The 15,043-nt window shown below is 66.2% G+C and carries 14 protein-coding genes; 11 read left to right on the top strand and 3 right to left on the bottom strand.

The features are described 5' to 3' along the window. Positions 1-6 precede the first annotated feature (6 nt). The 10 genes from ABL843_RS04435 (at position 7) to ABL843_RS04390 (ending at position 11,275) form a co-directional block, all read left to right on the top strand. Positions 7-1,215, top strand: a complete 1,209-nt coding sequence (locus tag ABL843_RS04435) for an acyl-CoA dehydrogenase family protein (protein WP_418119119.1) — start codon at positions 7-9, stop codon at positions 1,213-1,215. A gap of 12 nt (positions 1,216-1,227) precedes the next feature. After that, positions 1,228-2,382: an acyl-CoA dehydrogenase family protein gene (locus tag ABL843_RS04430; RefSeq protein ID WP_418119118.1), complete on the top strand. Its 1,155-nt coding sequence runs from the start codon at positions 1,228-1,230 to the stop codon at positions 2,380-2,382. Continuing rightward, positions 2,379-3,194, top strand: a complete 816-nt coding sequence (locus tag ABL843_RS04425; protein WP_418119117.1) for an oxepin-CoA hydrolase, alternative type — start codon at positions 2,379-2,381, stop codon at positions 3,192-3,194. The genes ABL843_RS04430 and ABL843_RS04425 overlap by 4 nt, the downstream gene beginning before the upstream one ends. Positions 3,195-3,275: 81 nt before the next feature. Next, positions 3,276-4,484, top strand: coding sequence for a CaiB/BaiF CoA transferase family protein (locus ABL843_RS04420; protein WP_418119116.1), 1,209 nt, complete (start codon positions 3,276-3,278; stop codon positions 4,482-4,484). 52 nt (positions 4,485-4,536) lie between these two features. Further along, entirely contained in the window at positions 4,537-5,523 is a 987-nt protein-coding gene (locus tag ABL843_RS04415) for a Bug family tripartite tricarboxylate transporter substrate binding protein (RefSeq protein ID WP_418119115.1), read from the top strand. 43 nt (positions 5,524-5,566) lie between these two features. Beyond that, positions 5,567-7,519: an acyl-CoA synthetase gene (locus ABL843_RS04410; protein WP_418119114.1), complete on the top strand. Its 1,953-nt coding sequence runs from the start codon at positions 5,567-5,569 to the stop codon at positions 7,517-7,519. 32 nt (positions 7,520-7,551) lie between these two features. Continuing rightward, complete coding sequence (locus tag ABL843_RS04405) at positions 7,552-8,553, top strand: Bug family tripartite tricarboxylate transporter substrate binding protein (RefSeq protein ID WP_418119113.1); 1,002 nt, start codon at positions 7,552-7,554, stop codon at positions 8,551-8,553. Between the two features lie 49 nt (positions 8,554-8,602). Further along, positions 8,603-9,352 carry an electron transfer flavoprotein subunit beta/FixA family protein gene (locus tag ABL843_RS04400; protein ID WP_019656080.1) on the top strand — a complete coding sequence of 250 codons (750 nt, stop codon included), beginning with the start codon at positions 8,603-8,605 and terminating at the stop codon, positions 9,350-9,352. 2 nt (positions 9,353-9,354) lie between these two features. After that, positions 9,355-10,287, top strand: a complete 933-nt coding sequence (locus ABL843_RS04395) for an electron transfer flavoprotein subunit alpha/FixB family protein (RefSeq protein WP_418119112.1) — start codon at positions 9,355-9,357, stop codon at positions 10,285-10,287. Positions 10,288-10,303: 16 nt separating this feature from the next. Continuing rightward, positions 10,304-11,275, top strand: coding sequence for an NAD(P)H-dependent flavin oxidoreductase (locus ABL843_RS04390; RefSeq protein WP_418119111.1), 972 nt, complete (start codon positions 10,304-10,306; stop codon positions 11,273-11,275). 833 nt (positions 11,276-12,108) lie between these two features. Here the strand turns inward: ABL843_RS04390 and ABL843_RS04385 are convergent. Genes ABL843_RS04385 through ABL843_RS04375 form a run of 3 tightly spaced genes read right to left on the bottom strand, consistent with a single transcriptional unit; the run spans position 12,109 to position 13,921 of the window. Next, a complete protein-coding gene (locus ABL843_RS04385; protein ID WP_418119110.1) occupies positions 12,109-12,951 on the bottom strand; it encodes an ImmA/IrrE family metallo-endopeptidase in 843 nt (280 codons plus the stop codon). Next, positions 12,948-13,340, bottom strand: coding sequence for a hypothetical protein (locus ABL843_RS04380; RefSeq protein WP_418119109.1), 393 nt, complete (start codon positions 13,338-13,340; stop codon positions 12,948-12,950). The genes ABL843_RS04385 and ABL843_RS04380 overlap by 4 nt, the downstream gene beginning before the upstream one ends. Next, entirely contained in the window at positions 13,337-13,921 is a 585-nt protein-coding gene (locus ABL843_RS04375; protein ID WP_418119108.1) for a hypothetical protein, read from the bottom strand. Before ABL843_RS04375 ends, ABL843_RS04380 begins: the two co-directional genes overlap by 4 nt. A gap of 159 nt (positions 13,922-14,080) precedes the next feature. Here ABL843_RS04375 and ABL843_RS04370 point away from each other — a divergent pair, with 159 nt between their 5' ends. Beyond that, positions 14,081-15,025 (top strand): hypothetical protein, encoded by a 945-nt coding sequence (locus tag ABL843_RS04370; protein WP_418119107.1) that lies wholly within the window; start codon positions 14,081-14,083, stop codon positions 15,023-15,025. The last annotated feature ends 18 nt before the right edge of the window (positions 15,026-15,043 follow it).

The following is a 15,043-nucleotide window of genomic DNA, read 5'->3' as shown; positions in this document are numbered from 1 at the left end:
CCAGCGATGGACCTGAACTTCACCCCCGAAGAAGAAGCCTTCCGCAGCGAGGTGCGTGCCTTCCTGGCCGCGAAGCTGCCGGTACGCCTCTCCGAGAAAGTGCGCAGCGGCAAGATTCTCGAGAAGGCCGACATGCAGGAATGGCACGCCATCCTCAACGAGCGCGGCTGGCTCGCCAACCACTGGCCCGAGCAGTACGGCGGACCGGGCTGGACGGCGGTGGAGAAGTTCATCTTCGAGAACGAATGCGCGCTGGCCTTCGCGCCGCGCATCGTGCCCTTCGGCGTGAACATGCTCGGCCCGGTGCTCATCAAGTACGGCAACGAGGCGCAGAAGAAGCACTGGCTGCCGCGCATCCTCAACGGCGCCGACTGGTGGTGCCAGGGCTATTCGGAACCCGGCGCAGGCTCCGACCTCGCTGCGGTGAAGACCTCGGCCGTGCGCGGCATCGACGCGCAGGGCGACCACTTCATCGTGAACGGCCAGAAGACCTGGACCACGCTGGGCCAGCACGCCAACATGATCTTCTGCCTGGTGCGCACCAACCGCGAGGCGAAGAAGCAGGAAGGCATCAGCTTCCTGCTGATCGACATGACCTCGCCCGGCGTGGAAGTGCGCCCCATCATCACGCTCGACGGCGAGCATGAAGTCAACGAAGTGTTCTTCTCCGACGTGCGCGTGCCCGCCGAGAACCTCGTGGGCGAGGAGAACAAGGGCTGGACCTGCGCCAAGTACCTGCTGACCTACGAGCGCACCAATATCGCGGGCGTGGGCTTCTCGGTGGCCGCGCTCGAACAGCTGAAGGGCATCGCGGCCACGCAGACCAAGAACGGCAAGCCGCTGGCGGAAGACCCTGCCTTCGCCGCGCGCATGGCGCGGGTGGAGATCGACCTGGAGAACATGAAGACCACCAACCTGCGCGTGATCGCGGCGGTGGCCGGCGGCGGGGTGCCGGGCGCTGAAAGCTCGATGCTGAAGATCCGCGGCACCGAGATCCGCCAGGAGATCTCGTCGCTCGCACGCCGCGCGATGGGCGTCTATGGCCGCCCCTTCATCGCCGAGGCGCTGAAGGACGGCTACACCGGCGAGACCTTCGGCCCTGACTACGCATCAGCCGCCGCCTCGCGCTACTTCAACAACCGCAAGCTGTCGATCTTCGGCGGCTCCAACGAAATCCAGAAGAACATCATCAGCAAGATGATCCTAGGCCTGTAAAGGAGACATGCCATGAACTTCGAACACACCGAAGACCGGCGCATGCTCGCCGACAGCCTGAACCGCTTCATCAGCGAGCAGTACGCCTTCGAGGCGCGCGACCGCATCGCGAAGTCGGAGCACGGTTTCAGCAAGGAAATCTTCCAGCAGTTCGCCGAACTCGGCGTGATCGGTGCGCTCTTCAGCGAGGCCGATGGCGGCTTCGGCGGTGGCGGCTTCGACATCGCCGTGGTCTTCGAGGCACTGGGCCGCGGCCTGGTGGTCGAGCCGCTGCTGGGCGCGGTGATGGTCGGCGAGGCGATCAGCGCCGCCGGCAGCGACACGCAGAAGGAAAAGCTCGGCGACATCATCAACGGCGCGGTCGTCGCGGCCTTCGCGCACGACGAAGCCGACACGCACTACGAGCGCACCCGCGTGCAGACCAAGGCCGAGCGCAATGGCGACGGCTGGGTGCTGCACGGCACCAAGGCTGTCGTGCCGCAGGGCGAGCAGGCCGACCTGTTCCTCGTCTCGGCCCGCACCTCGGGCAACGTGGACGACGAAGCGGGCATCTCGCTCTTTCTCGTGCCCGCGAAGACGGCCGGCCTCACGGTGCGCGGCTGCCCCGCCATCGACGGCGGCCGGGTCGCCGAACTCTCCTTCGACGGCGTGAAGCTGGGCGCCGACGCGCTGCTGGGCGCCGAAGGCCAGGGCCATGCCACGCTGGAACGCGCCATCGGCCGCGGCGTGCTCGCGCTGTGCGCAGAAGCGCTGGGCGCGATGGAAGCCGCCAAGACCGCGACGCTCGACTACCTGCGCACGCGCAAGCAGTTCGGCACGCTGATCGGCAACTTCCAGGCGCTGCAGCACCGCATGGCCGACCTGCTGCTTGAAATCGAGCAGGCCCGCTCGGCCGTCATCAACGCGGCAGCCGCCATCGACACCGGCGACCGCCTCACGCGCGAGCGCGCGCTGTCGGCCGCCAAGTTCAGCATCGGCCGCATCGGCGCGCTGGTGGCGCAAGAGAGCATCCAGATGCACGGCGGCATCGGCATGACCTGGGAGCTGCCTCTGCCGCACTACGCCAAGCGCCTCGTGATGATCGACCACCAGCTCGGCGACGAAGACCACCATCTGCAGCGCTACATCGCCCTGGGCAAGGAATCCGGCAAGGAGGTCGCAGCATGAGCGACAACAAGACGGTGCTGATCTCGCAGGAGGGTGCGGTGCGCATTCTCACCAACAGCAACCCCGCCTCGCGCAACGCGATCACGCCGACGCTGTACGCCGAGCTGTCGGCCGCGCTGGCCGACGCGCAGAACGACCCCGAGGTGGGCGCCATCGTCTTCACCGGCGCGGGCGACTTCTTCTGCTCGGGCGGCGACCTGAACCTGCTGGCCAAGCGTCGCGAGCTGCCGGCGTCGGAGCGACGCCAGATCCTCGAGGGCCTCAACAACCTGATCCGCGCGCTGCGCGACTGCAGCAAGCCGGTGATCGCAGCCGTCGAGGGCGGCGCGGCAGGCGCGGGCCTGTCGATGGCGCTGGCCTGCGACATGCTGGTGTCGGCGCGCGACGCCTTCTTCACCGTCGCCTACGTCAAGGTCGGCCTCACGCCCGACGGCGGCGCCACGGCCTTCCTGTCGGAGTTCGTCTCGCGCCAGGTGCTCACCGAGATGTGCCTGACCGGCGACCGCATGCCGGCCGAGCGGCTGCATGCGCTGGGCGCGGTCAACCGCCTCACCGACAAGGGTGCCGCGCTGGCAGAGGCCATCGCGCTCGCGGCCAAGGTGGCGAACGGGCCGGAACGCGCCAGCGCCCGCATCAAGTCGCTGTGCCGCCAGGCGCACCGCGCCACGCTGGAAGAGCAGCTCGAAGCCGAGGCCGTGTTCATGGTCGAGTCGCAAGGCGATGCCGAGGCGGCCGAAGGCATCGGCGCCTTCCTGGGCAAGCGCAAGGCCGACTTCGCGGCGCTGCGCGGCCGCAAGCAGGACGCGTCCTGACGCGGGCCGCCCTACCCGTCCTTTCGCCTCGCACGACGCATGCACCGTGCGGGGCTTTCTCGTTTCCAGGGAGCTGATCTCATGCCTTTGCCCCATTCATCGCTGCCGCTTGCCGGTGTGCGCGTTCTCGATCTGTCCCGCATCCTCGCGGGCCCCTGGTGCGGCATGGTGCTGGCCGACATGGGCGCCGAAGTCATCAAGGTGGAGCACCCGGGCCGCGGCGACGACACCCGCGACTGGGGCCTGCGCGTCGGCAAGACCGAGACCGCCTACTTCAACAGCGTGAACCGCAACAAGCGCTCCGTTACGCTCGACCTGCAGACGCCCGAAGGCCAGCAGCTCGCGCGTGACCTTGCCAGGCAGTGCGACGTGGTGATCCAGAACTTCAAGTTCGGCGGCATCGACAAGCTGGGCCTGGGCTACGAGCAGCTGAGCAAGGAGAACCCGCGCCTCGTCTACTGCTCGATCTCGGGCTACGACCGCACCGGCCCCGAGGCCGCGCGCCCCGGCTACGACTTGGTGGTGCAGGGCGAGGCCGGCCTGATGGCGCTCAACGGCGAGGCGAACCAGCCGCCGCTGAAGTTCGGCGTGGCCGCCGTCGACCTGTTCACCGGCATGTACTCGGCGCAGGCCATTCTTGCCGCGCTCTACCAGCGCGAGAAGACCGGCAAGGGCCGGCACGTGGAGATGGCGCTCTTCGACTGCGGCCTGATGATCACCGCCTACTACGGGCTCGAAGCGCTGCTCATGGGCGAAGACCCGCCGCGCTACGGCAACTCGCATCCGTCGATCGTTCCCTACGGCGTGTTCGACGCGGCCGACGGCCCGCTGGTCATCACCGTGGGCAACAACGCGCAGTTCGCGCGCTTCTGCACCGAGGTGATCGAGCGGCCCGACCTCGCGGCCGACGAGCGCTTCAAGACCAACATCCTGCGCTCGGCCAACCGCGCGGTACTGCTGCCCGAGCTGCATGCCGAACTCGCGAAGCGCCAGCGCGCCGACCTGCTCGAAAAGCTCACCGCCGCGGGCATTCCCTGCGGCGAGGTGCTGGGCCTGCTCGAAGCGCTGAACTCCAAGCGCGCCACCGAAGCCGGCCTGGTGACCACGCAGCCGCACCCCGTGGCCGGCACGGTCAACGTGCTCGCGCCGCCCTACCGCTTCGACGGCGAGCGCCTGCCAGTACGCAGCGCGCCGCCCACGCTGGGCGAAGGCACGCACGACGTGCTGCAGTCGCTGCTGGGGCTGTCGGACGAGAAGCTGGCCGCGCTGAAGGCCGGCGGCGTCGTCTGAATGAGCGCGAACGAATGAACGAACGAACCGAATCCTTGAAGAAATGAAGTCCATGGCCTCTCCCGCTTTCCGCCCCCTGCGCCGCGCGCTCCTCGCACTCGCCCTGCCCCTCGTCACCGGCGCAGCCTTCGCCCAGGCCTGGCCCGCCAAGCCGATCACGCTGATCGTGCCCTTCCCGCCCGGCGGCCCCACCGACGTGGCCTCGCGCATCGTGGCGCAGAAGATGTCGGCCTCGCTCGGCCAGAGCATCGTCATCGACAACCGCAGCGGCGCCTCGGGCACCGTAGGCGCGGCCACCGCGGCGCGCGCGCCGGCCGACGGCTACACCTTCGTGACGCTGGCCACGCCCACGCTGCTGGCCTCGCACCTCTACGGCCCCACCGGCTACGACATCTTCAAGAACTTCACGCCCGTGGGCAGCATTTACGACCTGCCGATCGTGCTGGTGGTCAATCCGAAGTCGCTGCCCGATGTGACCGGCGTGCAGGGCCTGATCGCCAAGGCCAAGGCCGAGGGTGGCAAGCTCAACTACACCAGCGCGGGCGCCGGCAGCTTCGGCCACCTGACGACCGAGCAGCTCAAGACCATCGGCAAGTTCGACATGCAGCACGTGCCCTACCGCGGCAGCGCACCGGCCGTGACCGACCTGATCGGCGGCCAGGTGCCCGCGATGTTCTCCGACCTCGTGGGCGTGCTGCCGCACGTCAAGGCCGGCAAGCTGCGCGCCATCGCGGTCGGCTCCGGCCAGCGCGTGAGCCTGTTGCCCGACGTGAAGACGGTGGCCGAGCAGGGCTTCCCCGGCTTCGACGCCACCTCGTGGGGCGGCCTGCTGGCACCGGCCGGCACGCCCAAGGACATCGTCGAGCGCATGAGCGCCGAGCTGAAGAAGGCGCTGGCCGACAAGGAAGTGCAGGAGAAGCTGCAGAGCGTCGGCACCTTCGCGGCCTACCGCACGCCGGAGCAGACGGGCGTGCGCATGCGCGAGGATTTCGAGCGCTGGGGCAAGGTCATTCGCGACAACCACATCACGAACCAGTAGAACAACCGGGCCGGCAGGGCGACGACATCAAGGAGACAAAGACATGACGCAGAAGTACGAGAACAACTACAGCACCCCGGTCGGCGCGCCGTTTCGCCCCGCCCTGCCCGTTCGCAGCCTCGCCGACATCCGCAAGCTCGAGGAAACGCCGCTGGAGCAGGCGCTCACGGTGCGCAGCACCTACGAGATCTTCCGCAGCGCGGGCCATGCCTTCGGCGACAAGACCGCGCTGACCTTCCTGCGCACCGGCAACCCGGCCGACGAGCCGATCCGCTGGTCGTATGCCGAGCTGCTCGCGCGCATCCACCAGACCGCCAACATGCTGCACACGCTGGGCGTGGGGCCGGACGACGCCGTGGCCGTGCTGCTGCCCGGCTGCCTGGAGTACCACCTGGCGCTGTGGGGCGGCGAGGCCGCCGGCATCGTGCAGCCGCTGAATCCGCTGCTCACCGACGAGAAGCTGGTCGCGCTGATGACCGCCGGCCGCGCCAAGGTGCTGATCGCCTACGGCTCGGATGCCGAATCGGGCATGTGGTCGAAGGCGATGCGCCTGCGCGGCCAGGTGCCCACGCTCACCACCGTGCTGCGCGTGGCGCCGCACGACGAGGCGCCGGGAGCCGCCGGAACACTGCCCGAGGGCGTGGCCGAGTTCGACCTGCTGCGCACCGCGCAACCCGACGACCGCCTCGTGAGCGGCCGCGACATCGCGCCTTCGGACATCGCCGCCTACTTCCACACCGGCGGCACCACCGGCGCACCCAAGCTTGCGCGCCACAGCCACGGCGCGCAGGTGTTCACCGCATGGGCCAGCGTGCAGGTCGCGGGCATGAACGAGAACGGCATCTCCATCAACGGCTATCCGCTCTTCCACGTGGCGGGGGTGCTGCCGGCCTCGCTCTCGTCGCTGTCGGCGGGCGTGGAGGTGATCATTCCCACGCCCTCGCTGCTGCGCAACAAGGAGGTGCTGGCCAACTACTGGAAGCTGGTGGCGAAGTACCGCCCGACCTCGCTGTCGGCCGTGCCCACCGTGCTCGCGGCGCTGGCGAATGTGCCGCTGGACGGCGCGGACATCTCCTCCATCACCTACTGCCGCACCGGCGCCGCCGTGCTCGCGCCCGAGCTGGCCGCGCGCTTCGAGCGCCTGTTCGGCCTGCACGTGCACGAGAGCCTGGGCATGACGGAGATGGCCGGCATCTCGACCATCACGCCGCCCGGCGTGAACGGGCCCGCGGGCTGCGTGGGCTTTCGGCTGCCGTACATGCAGATGCGCGTGGTGGCGCTCGACGAGAACGGCAACGCGACCGACCGCGAGATGCCGCGCGGCCAGCAGGGCATGGTGCTCTTCAAGTCGCCCAACGTGTTCTCGGGCTTCGTGGACCCGGCCGACAACGCCAAGGCCTTCACCGCCGACGGCTGGCTCGCCACCGGCGACCTGGGCTGGATCGACGACGAGGAGCGGCTCAACCTCACCGGCCGCTCGAAGGACCTCATCATCCGCAGCGGCCACAACATCGACCCCAAGACGATTGAAGACGCGCTGGGCGCCCACCCCGCCGTGCAGCTGTGCGCCGCAGTGGGCGCGCCCGATGCCTACGCGGGCGAGCTGCCCGTGATCTTCGCGACGCTGGTGCCCGGCGCCTCGGCGACCGAAGAAGAGCTGCTGGCCTTCACCTCCGCGCGCGTGGACGAGGCCCCGGCGCGGCCCAAGTGGGTGTCGGTGATCGCGACCATGCCGATGACCAACGTCGGAAAGATCTACAAGCCCGAGCTGCGCGCGATGGCCGCGCTGCAGGTGGTGAACGCCGCCGTCGCCGAAGCCTGCGCCGAGCTGGGCGTGCCCGAGGCCGCACGGCCCGTGGTGAAGACCGAGGGCGAGAGCCTCGTGCGCGTGCAGATCGACGGCGCCGCGGCGGGCGCGCTGGCCGCGCCACTGCAGGAGCGGCTGCACAAGGCGTTGGAGCCCCTGCCCTTCAAGACGCGCATCGCAACGCAGTGATCTTTTTCAGAAACGATAGACAGAGACAAGCCATGACGACCTTCCACTTTCCGAACCGCCGCGCCCTGCTGTGCGCCGCCGCTTCCGCCGCCACGCTGTGCGCGCTGCCCGCAGCGCAGGCACAGGCCCCCTACCCCAGCAAGCCCATCCGCATGGTCGTGCCCTTCGCAGCGGGCGGCGCCACCGACGTGCTCGCGCGCGTGATCGGCCAGAAGATGTCGGCCGGCATGGGCCAGCCCGTTGTCATCGACAACAAACCGGGCGCGGCCGGCATCATCGGCACCGACGCGGTCGCCAAGGCTGCACCCGATGGCTACACCATCGTGCTGGGCCTGAGCAACTCGCTCATGACCAACGAGTTCCTCTACGAGAAGCTGCCCTACGACACGGCGCGCGACCTCACGCTGGTCTACCAGATCGCGGCGGCGCCGCTGGTGCTGGTGGTACACCCGAGCGTGTCGGCCAAGACCGGCCCCGAACTGCTGAAGTACGTCGTCGCCAACAAGGGCAAGGTGGCTTACGGCTCCTACGGCATCGGCGCGTACCCGCATCTGGCCGGCGCGCACATGAGCCTGGCCACGCAGTCGGACATGAGCCACGTCGCCTACAAGGGCGAGGCGCCGATGATGCAGGACCTGATCGGCGGCCAGATCCAGATGGCCTACGCCAGCGCGCTGGTCGCCAAGCCGCACATCGATTCCGGAAAGATCCGCGCCATCGGCGTGAGCGGCGAGCGCCGCATGAGCACCCTGCCCAATGTGCCCACGCTGGCCGAGCAGGGCCTGAAGGACGAGGCCTACCGCGTGACCGGCTGGCTCGCCATCGCGGCGCCCGCGAAGACGCCCAAGCCCATCGTGGACCGCATCGCCGACGAAGTGCGCAAGGCCACGCAGCAATCCGACGTGCGCGAGCGCGTCGCGGCCATGGGCTTCGAGATCAAGGAGAGTTCGCCCGAGCTCTTCGCCACCGCGTGGAAGGCCGAGCGCCCGGTGTGGGAGCGCCTCATCAAGCAGTCGGGCGCCAAGCTCGAGTAAGCCCTGCGCTCATCCATTCATTTCTTCTTCGTTATTCAAAGGAACAGCCATGAAGGTTCTGGTGCCCGTCAAACGGGTCGTCGATTACAACGTGAAGGTGCGCGTGAAGAGCGACGGCACCGGAGTGGACATTGCCAACGTCAAGATGAGCATGAACCCCTTCGACGAGATCGCCGTTGAAGAAGCGGTTCGACTGAAGGAAAAGGGCGTGGTCACCGAGGTCATCGCCGTCTCCTGCGGCGATGCCAAGAGCCAGGAGACCCTGCGCACTGCCATGGCCATCGGCGCCGACCGCGGCATCCTGGTGGAAACCGCTGAAGAACTGCAGCCCCTGGCCGTGGCCAAGCTGCTGAAGGCGCTGGTTGACAAGGAACAGCCCCAACTGATCATCCTCGGCAAGCAGGCCATCGACGACGACGCCAACCAGACGGGCCAGATGCTGGCTGCACTGGCCGATCTTCCCCAGGCTACTTTCGCCTCGAAGGTCGAGGTCGCAGGCGACAAGGCCACCGTCACCCGCGAAGTCGACGGCGGCCTGGAGACCGTGGCGCTGACGCTGCCCGCAGTCATCACCACCGACCTGCGCCTGAACGAGCCGCGCTACGTGACGCTGCCCAACATCATGAAGGCCAAGAAGAAGCAGCTCGACACGGTCAAGCCGGAAGACCTGGGCGTGGACGTGAAGCCGCGCCTGAAGACCCTGAAGGTCGCCGAGCCGCCGAAGCGTGGCGCTGGCATCAAGGTGCCCGACGTTGCAACGCTGGTGGACAAACTGAAGAACGAAGCGAAGGTGATCTGAACATGACCGCACTTGTTATTGCCGAACACGACCACGCCAGCATCAAGCCGGCCACCCTCAACACCGTGACCGCAGCCCTGGCCTGCGGCGGCGACGTCCACGTGCTCGTGGCTGGTGCCAATGCAGCCGAAGCTGCCAAGGCCGCCGCACAGATCGCAGGCGTGACCAAGGTCATCGCCGCCGACAGCCCTAGCCTTGCCGAGAATCTCGCCGAGAACGTCGCTGCGCAAGTGCTGGCGATTGCCGGCAGCTACAGCCACATTCTGTTCCCCTCGACCGCCAACGGCAAGAACGTCGCGCCTTGCGTGGCCGCCAAGCTCGACGTGGCTCAGATCAGCGACATCACCGCCGTGGTGAGCGCAGACACCTTCGAGCGCCCGATCTACGCCGGCAACGCGATTGCCACCGTGCAGAGCAGCGATGCGACCAAGGTCATCACCGTTCGCACGACCGGTTTTGACGCCGCAGCAGCCACCGGTGGCAGCGCCGCCGTCGAATCGGCTGAAGGCGTGGCCGACAGCGGCAAGAGCAGCTTCGTGGGCCGCGAAGTCACGAAGAGCGAGCGTCCGGAACTGACGGCAGCCAAGATCATCGTCTCGGGCGGCCGTGCCCTGGGCAGCGCAGAGAAGTTCACCGAGGTGATGGCACCCCTGGCGGACAAGCTCAACGCCGGTCTCGGCGCCAGCCGCGCAGCCGTCGATGCGGGCTACGCCCCGAACGACTGGCAGGTGGGCCAGACGGGCAAGATCGTCGCGCCGCAGCTGTACATCGCAGCGGGCATCTCCGGTGCGATCCAGCACTTGGCCGGCATGAAGGACTCGAAGGTGATCGTGGCGATCAACAAGGACGAGGAAGCGCCGATCTTCTCGGTGGCCGACTATGGCCTGGTGGCCGACCTGTTCACGGCCGTGCCGGAACTGGTGAAGGCGCTGTAAGCGAGAGGCCGCGACGATGAAGACCCGCATCACCGAACTGCTGGGCATCCGCTACCCGATCATCCAGGGCGGCATGCAATGGGTGGGCCGCGCCGAGCTGGCGTCGGCCGTGTCGAACGCCGGGGGCCTCGGCATCGTCACCGCGCTCACGCAGCCCACGCCCGACGACCTGCGCCACGAGATCGAGCGCACGCGCACGATGACCGACAAGCCCTTCGGCGTGAACCTCACGATCCTGCCGGCGGTGAAGCCGCCGCCCTATGCGGAGTACGTGCAGGCCATCATCGACAGCGGCGTGAAGATCGTCGAGACCGCGGGCAACAGCCCGAAGGACTTCATCGCGGCGCTGAAGGAGCACGGCGTGAAGATCATCCACAAGTGCACCTCGGTGCGCCATGCGCTCTCGGCCGAGCGCAACGGCGTCGATGCGGTGTCGGTCGACGGCTTCGAGTGCGCGGGCCATCCGGGCGAGGACGACGTGCCCGGCCTCGTGCTGCTGCCGGTGGCGGCGCGCAAGCTGCGCATTCCGATCATCGCGTCGGGCGGCATCGCCGACGGGCGCGGCATGGCGGCAGCGCTGGCACTGGGCGCCGAAGGCATCAACATGGGCACGCGCTTCTGCGTGACCAAGGAGGCGCCCATTCACGACAACATCAAGCAGGCGCTGGTGGAGGCGACCGAGCGCGACACCAAGCTGATGTTCCGCACCCTGCACAACACGGCGCGCGTGTTCCGCAACGCCATCTCCGAAGAAGTGGTGGCCACCGAGAACCGGCCGGGTGGCTGCGAGTTCGAGGACGTGCGCCCACTGGTGGCCGGCGCGCGCGGACGTGCGGCGCTGGAGTCTGGCGAGGTGCACGGCGGCGTGGTCTCGGCCGGCCAGTGCATCGGTCTGATCGACGACATTCCGACTTGCGCGGAACTGCTGGAACGCATGGTGCGCGAGTGCCGTGAGCATCTGGACCGGGCTCGGGGCTGGATGGACTGAGCCTTTCTGCTCTGCTCTTTTCCGGGGGCGCTCAGGCCGACGGGGTACCTTGCTCCGCGAATGTCCTCCGGCCTTCGGCCTCCTCCTTTATTTCGCTGCGCAAGGCACCCCATCGGCCTGAGCGTTGAGTGCCGCTGCTGACTTGCACAGCGCGGCTCACGAGGCGCATGTGCAGCGCGTTGCGGAAGCTGCATTAGTTCGCAGTCTGCGCGACTTCGTGCTGTAGCAGTGGCTTCTTCGCCGGCTTCTTCTCTAGAGTGAATGCCCCTGTCACTCGATGCCCCACCAAGGGGAGCAGAAAGGCCCGCACACCAATCCACCACCCAGATGTTTGAAGGCTGTTTGCCTCGCGGCAGGTTGTCGGTGCGAAAGCGCCGATGCAGATGCGAGGTATCAAAAGGCGACGGCCAGGGTGCTCGTAACACCCCGGCCGTCTAACCAAGTTCGTGCACCAACCTCTAAAGGAAACGCACAAAAATGGCTACCAAGACTATAGCCCGGCCAACTACGCCGGTAGCTTCCGCAGAAACCGCCCAACAAGACCCGGCGGATCTTCTTGAGAACACCCTTACTCAGCTTGAAGCTCTACTGTGGGTTTGCCACGGGGAAGAGATCGACTGGTGCAGCGGGGATGGGCCTCGGCAGCTGAATAACCTGCTTTGGCTTGCGGCTGAGATGGCTCGGAAGGCGGGGGAGTTGTTTCAGATGAGTGAGAAGGCGCGGCGTGAGGCGTCTGAGGCTGGCGGGTAGGAGCTGGTCTGCGGGTCGCAGGAGCGCGGCCCGCGGTCGATCAGGTTCTCTTGAGAATGCTTCGGCGAATGCTGAGTCTGGCGCTAGCGCGTGGGCGTTCTGCGAGCAACGTAAGAACCATACTCGTTGTACTTTCGGCCGACGGTCCAGTCGAATCCTGCTTCTAGCATCGAAGACTCTAGGTAGAGCATCACGAGCGCTGTGCCTTCTGCACTGCCAATGCACTGCTCTTGGACTTCAAATTTGCCGGCATCATCATTCTCAAACCAGACGTCCGCCGGCTGTTTCCCTAATCCTCGGCACTCTTTGCCCTGGTAGAGCAAGTCGTACGTAAAAGAGTCTTCGTCCAACTTCTCTTTGAGGAACCAGCGCTTTGGAATGTCGCGAGCGGGCATAGCCCAGCGTCTGCCTTGGCGGTCGTAGCAGGCCACGATGACGGGTAGCGTATTGATGTTGGCCAGACGCAGCGTAGTGGCCATAACGCTTGTCTCAAAATCGCCTGCAACGCGCGTCAGTTGCTGAAATGTTGGTTTCCCAAATGACGCGATCACGGGGTTGAACAGAGGACCGGGCATTAGCAGGTGTGCCGCAAAGCTGTCTGCTTCCTTCTCCAAGGCCCGCTCCGATGACAGGTTAGCGCTGGGGTCGTCCACGCGGCATTTGAAAGAACGTCCCCGATGCAGGTGCCAGTGCCCGAGTTCGTGTGCCACGGAAAACCGCTCGCGTCCGCGAACACCCGAAGGATTGATGGTGGCGATGGCACGGTCGCGGTAACCCACGAGCGACGCTTCGCATCCTGTCATCGACTCGTAGACGACCTCGACTTGGGAATCGAAGGCGATTGCCTCGATGTCCAGTTCATCAGGACTACTGATGCCCAAGTCTGCAATTAACGCCTCAGCGCGCTCGCCGATGCTTGAAGTCACTTGTCATCTCCGTCCCTGGATGACTCGATACTCTTGAGCTTTGCGTATAGCGCTATCGCCTCGTCATCAGATAGCTCGCCAAGGTTGCGCGCAGCCAGGGTGAACCTGTTGTCATTGGCCGCCTGTGCCAAGAAGCGTCGCGCTTCCTCTGCCGAAACGTTCTGAGGTGCCATGGCAGGCTTGGACTTCAAGGCAGCGTATCCGGCTTTGGCCGCAGCAAGCCGCGAACGACTGGCGTTGGTCTTGGCGGCCTGGAGAAGACCAAGCCCCTTGGCTTGCACTGAGGCCGGATCAAGGCCTTCCAGAATCCGGTCGTCAGGGGTCGCAATTAGCTCATCGACGAAGGCATCGATGAAGTTGTCAAATTCGTTGGTCGGCTTCGTGTTCATGTCGGTCTCCGGTCGGGGTCCAGCGTTTTAAGTCGGCGCAGGAGCCGGTTTCGAGCCGCGTCGTACGTTTTCTCATCCCATCCGAGAGCGTCGCGAGCGTCAGCGCCTCGCAAACCGTCAGCCCAAGTCATGGCGAGCAATTCCAGGTCCTCATCGCCACAAAGCTTGGCGTAGAGAGCGGCCATCTGCTGCTTTCCAGACAGTTCGTCCTCAGGGGTGATGGTGACCTTGCCGTGGGCCACCGGCGTCTTTTCATCCTCGCCGACTTCGAACGGGTCTACAACCACGTTCTCATCGATGGGGCTAACGCCATTGTGCTTGCGTGCGTTGCTCGCGATGCTCCGCATCGCGGTCTTGAGAACGACCAGAGGGTGAAGTCCGGGCCGCCAGATGCGCGTTTCGTCCAATAGGCTACACAGCGCTTCCTGCAGCAAATCGTCCGGCGTCCAACCAGTCAGACCACCGCAAAAGGCAGTGGCGATGGAAGTCGCACGCGCCCAATCAGCCGGGCTCAGGCCCTTGAGGGCAGCCTCCACCTCGGCCTTGGACAGGCGCTCTTCGGGCTCGGGAATAGCAGACATAGACGAGGTCTCCCTACCTATGACTCTCGACCTCACCGCCGTGGACGGGCCGAATGAAAAATTTTTTGTTTGCGCCGGCGTCCACGGAGCCGGGCTAGGGAGTCCTAGTAGGTAAGGGCGGCATTCCCGCAGCCCGTTCACTTCCAAGGAACCCTAGCCATGCAGATTAACCGGAAAACCCGAAACATTACGAAGTACCTCAAGCACCTCCAGCCGTCCGAGCTGTACATGCTCGGCTTGATCGTCCACCCCGGCGTCGAGACGCGGCTGAAAAATCTCGGCTTCGATGTGCCACTCGTCCCCGGCCAGCGCGTACTGCCCCCGGCGCGTAAGGGGCCGGCATGCCGACGCAACGCCGAGGGCTTCGACATCATCCACCGCGACCGGCCGAAAGAAACCGCCTACCGCCAAGTCGTCTGGACTTGGACGCAGTTTGCGGGTCGCAACCACACCGAGGAGAAGTCCAAGGTGGTTGACGTCCCGTACCAACGCTACCCCCGCACTCACGTCTTGCCCTACAGCATCGAGTTGGAGGTAAAGGTCCGCGCCGATGGTCAAGCCTACGTCGTCGCAGGCCCGTTCATCAACGACGAGTCCAGCACGATAGTGGCGACCAACAGCGCCAACATGATGCGCGAGGCACTCGGCGGTTTCGAAGTGCTGGACAAGAACCTGACCAGCTGGGTCAATGCCCCCATAAGGCGCCTGCACTGGCAGCTCCTACCCCCGGGGCGCAACCCGTGGGAGTCCGCATTGCCCGCCCTCGAAGATGTGGTCGAGCATGCTCCTGCGGGAAATCAGGGAGTCCTACGTGCCCGCTTGTCTGCCGTAGGGGCCAAGAAACCGGACTTCGTGGCCATTGGCCTTGGAGGTTTCGAGGGTTACGCCGTCTTCGGCTTCGCACGATGGAAGCTGTGCGTCTTGGAATGCCCGCACGTGAACAACGCCACTTATGTGCTACCGATGGAATCTTGGGAGCACGTCGCGCAGATGACCAAGGCAGAGATCCTCGACGCCGGAGCTCATATTGCGCGCATCGTGCACACACGGCACTGGTTCGATGCACTCAACTCAGTGCTAACCGACGGCCGAAAGGCGGCGTAGTGCGCAGATGGCGAGACA

The sequence above is a fragment of the Variovorax sp. 350MFTsu5.1 genome (genome assembly GCF_048302515.1).
GTDB lineage: Bacteria > Pseudomonadota > Gammaproteobacteria > Burkholderiales > Burkholderiaceae_C > Variovorax > Variovorax guangxiensis.
This window is presented reverse-complemented; position numbering and strand designations above follow the sequence as displayed.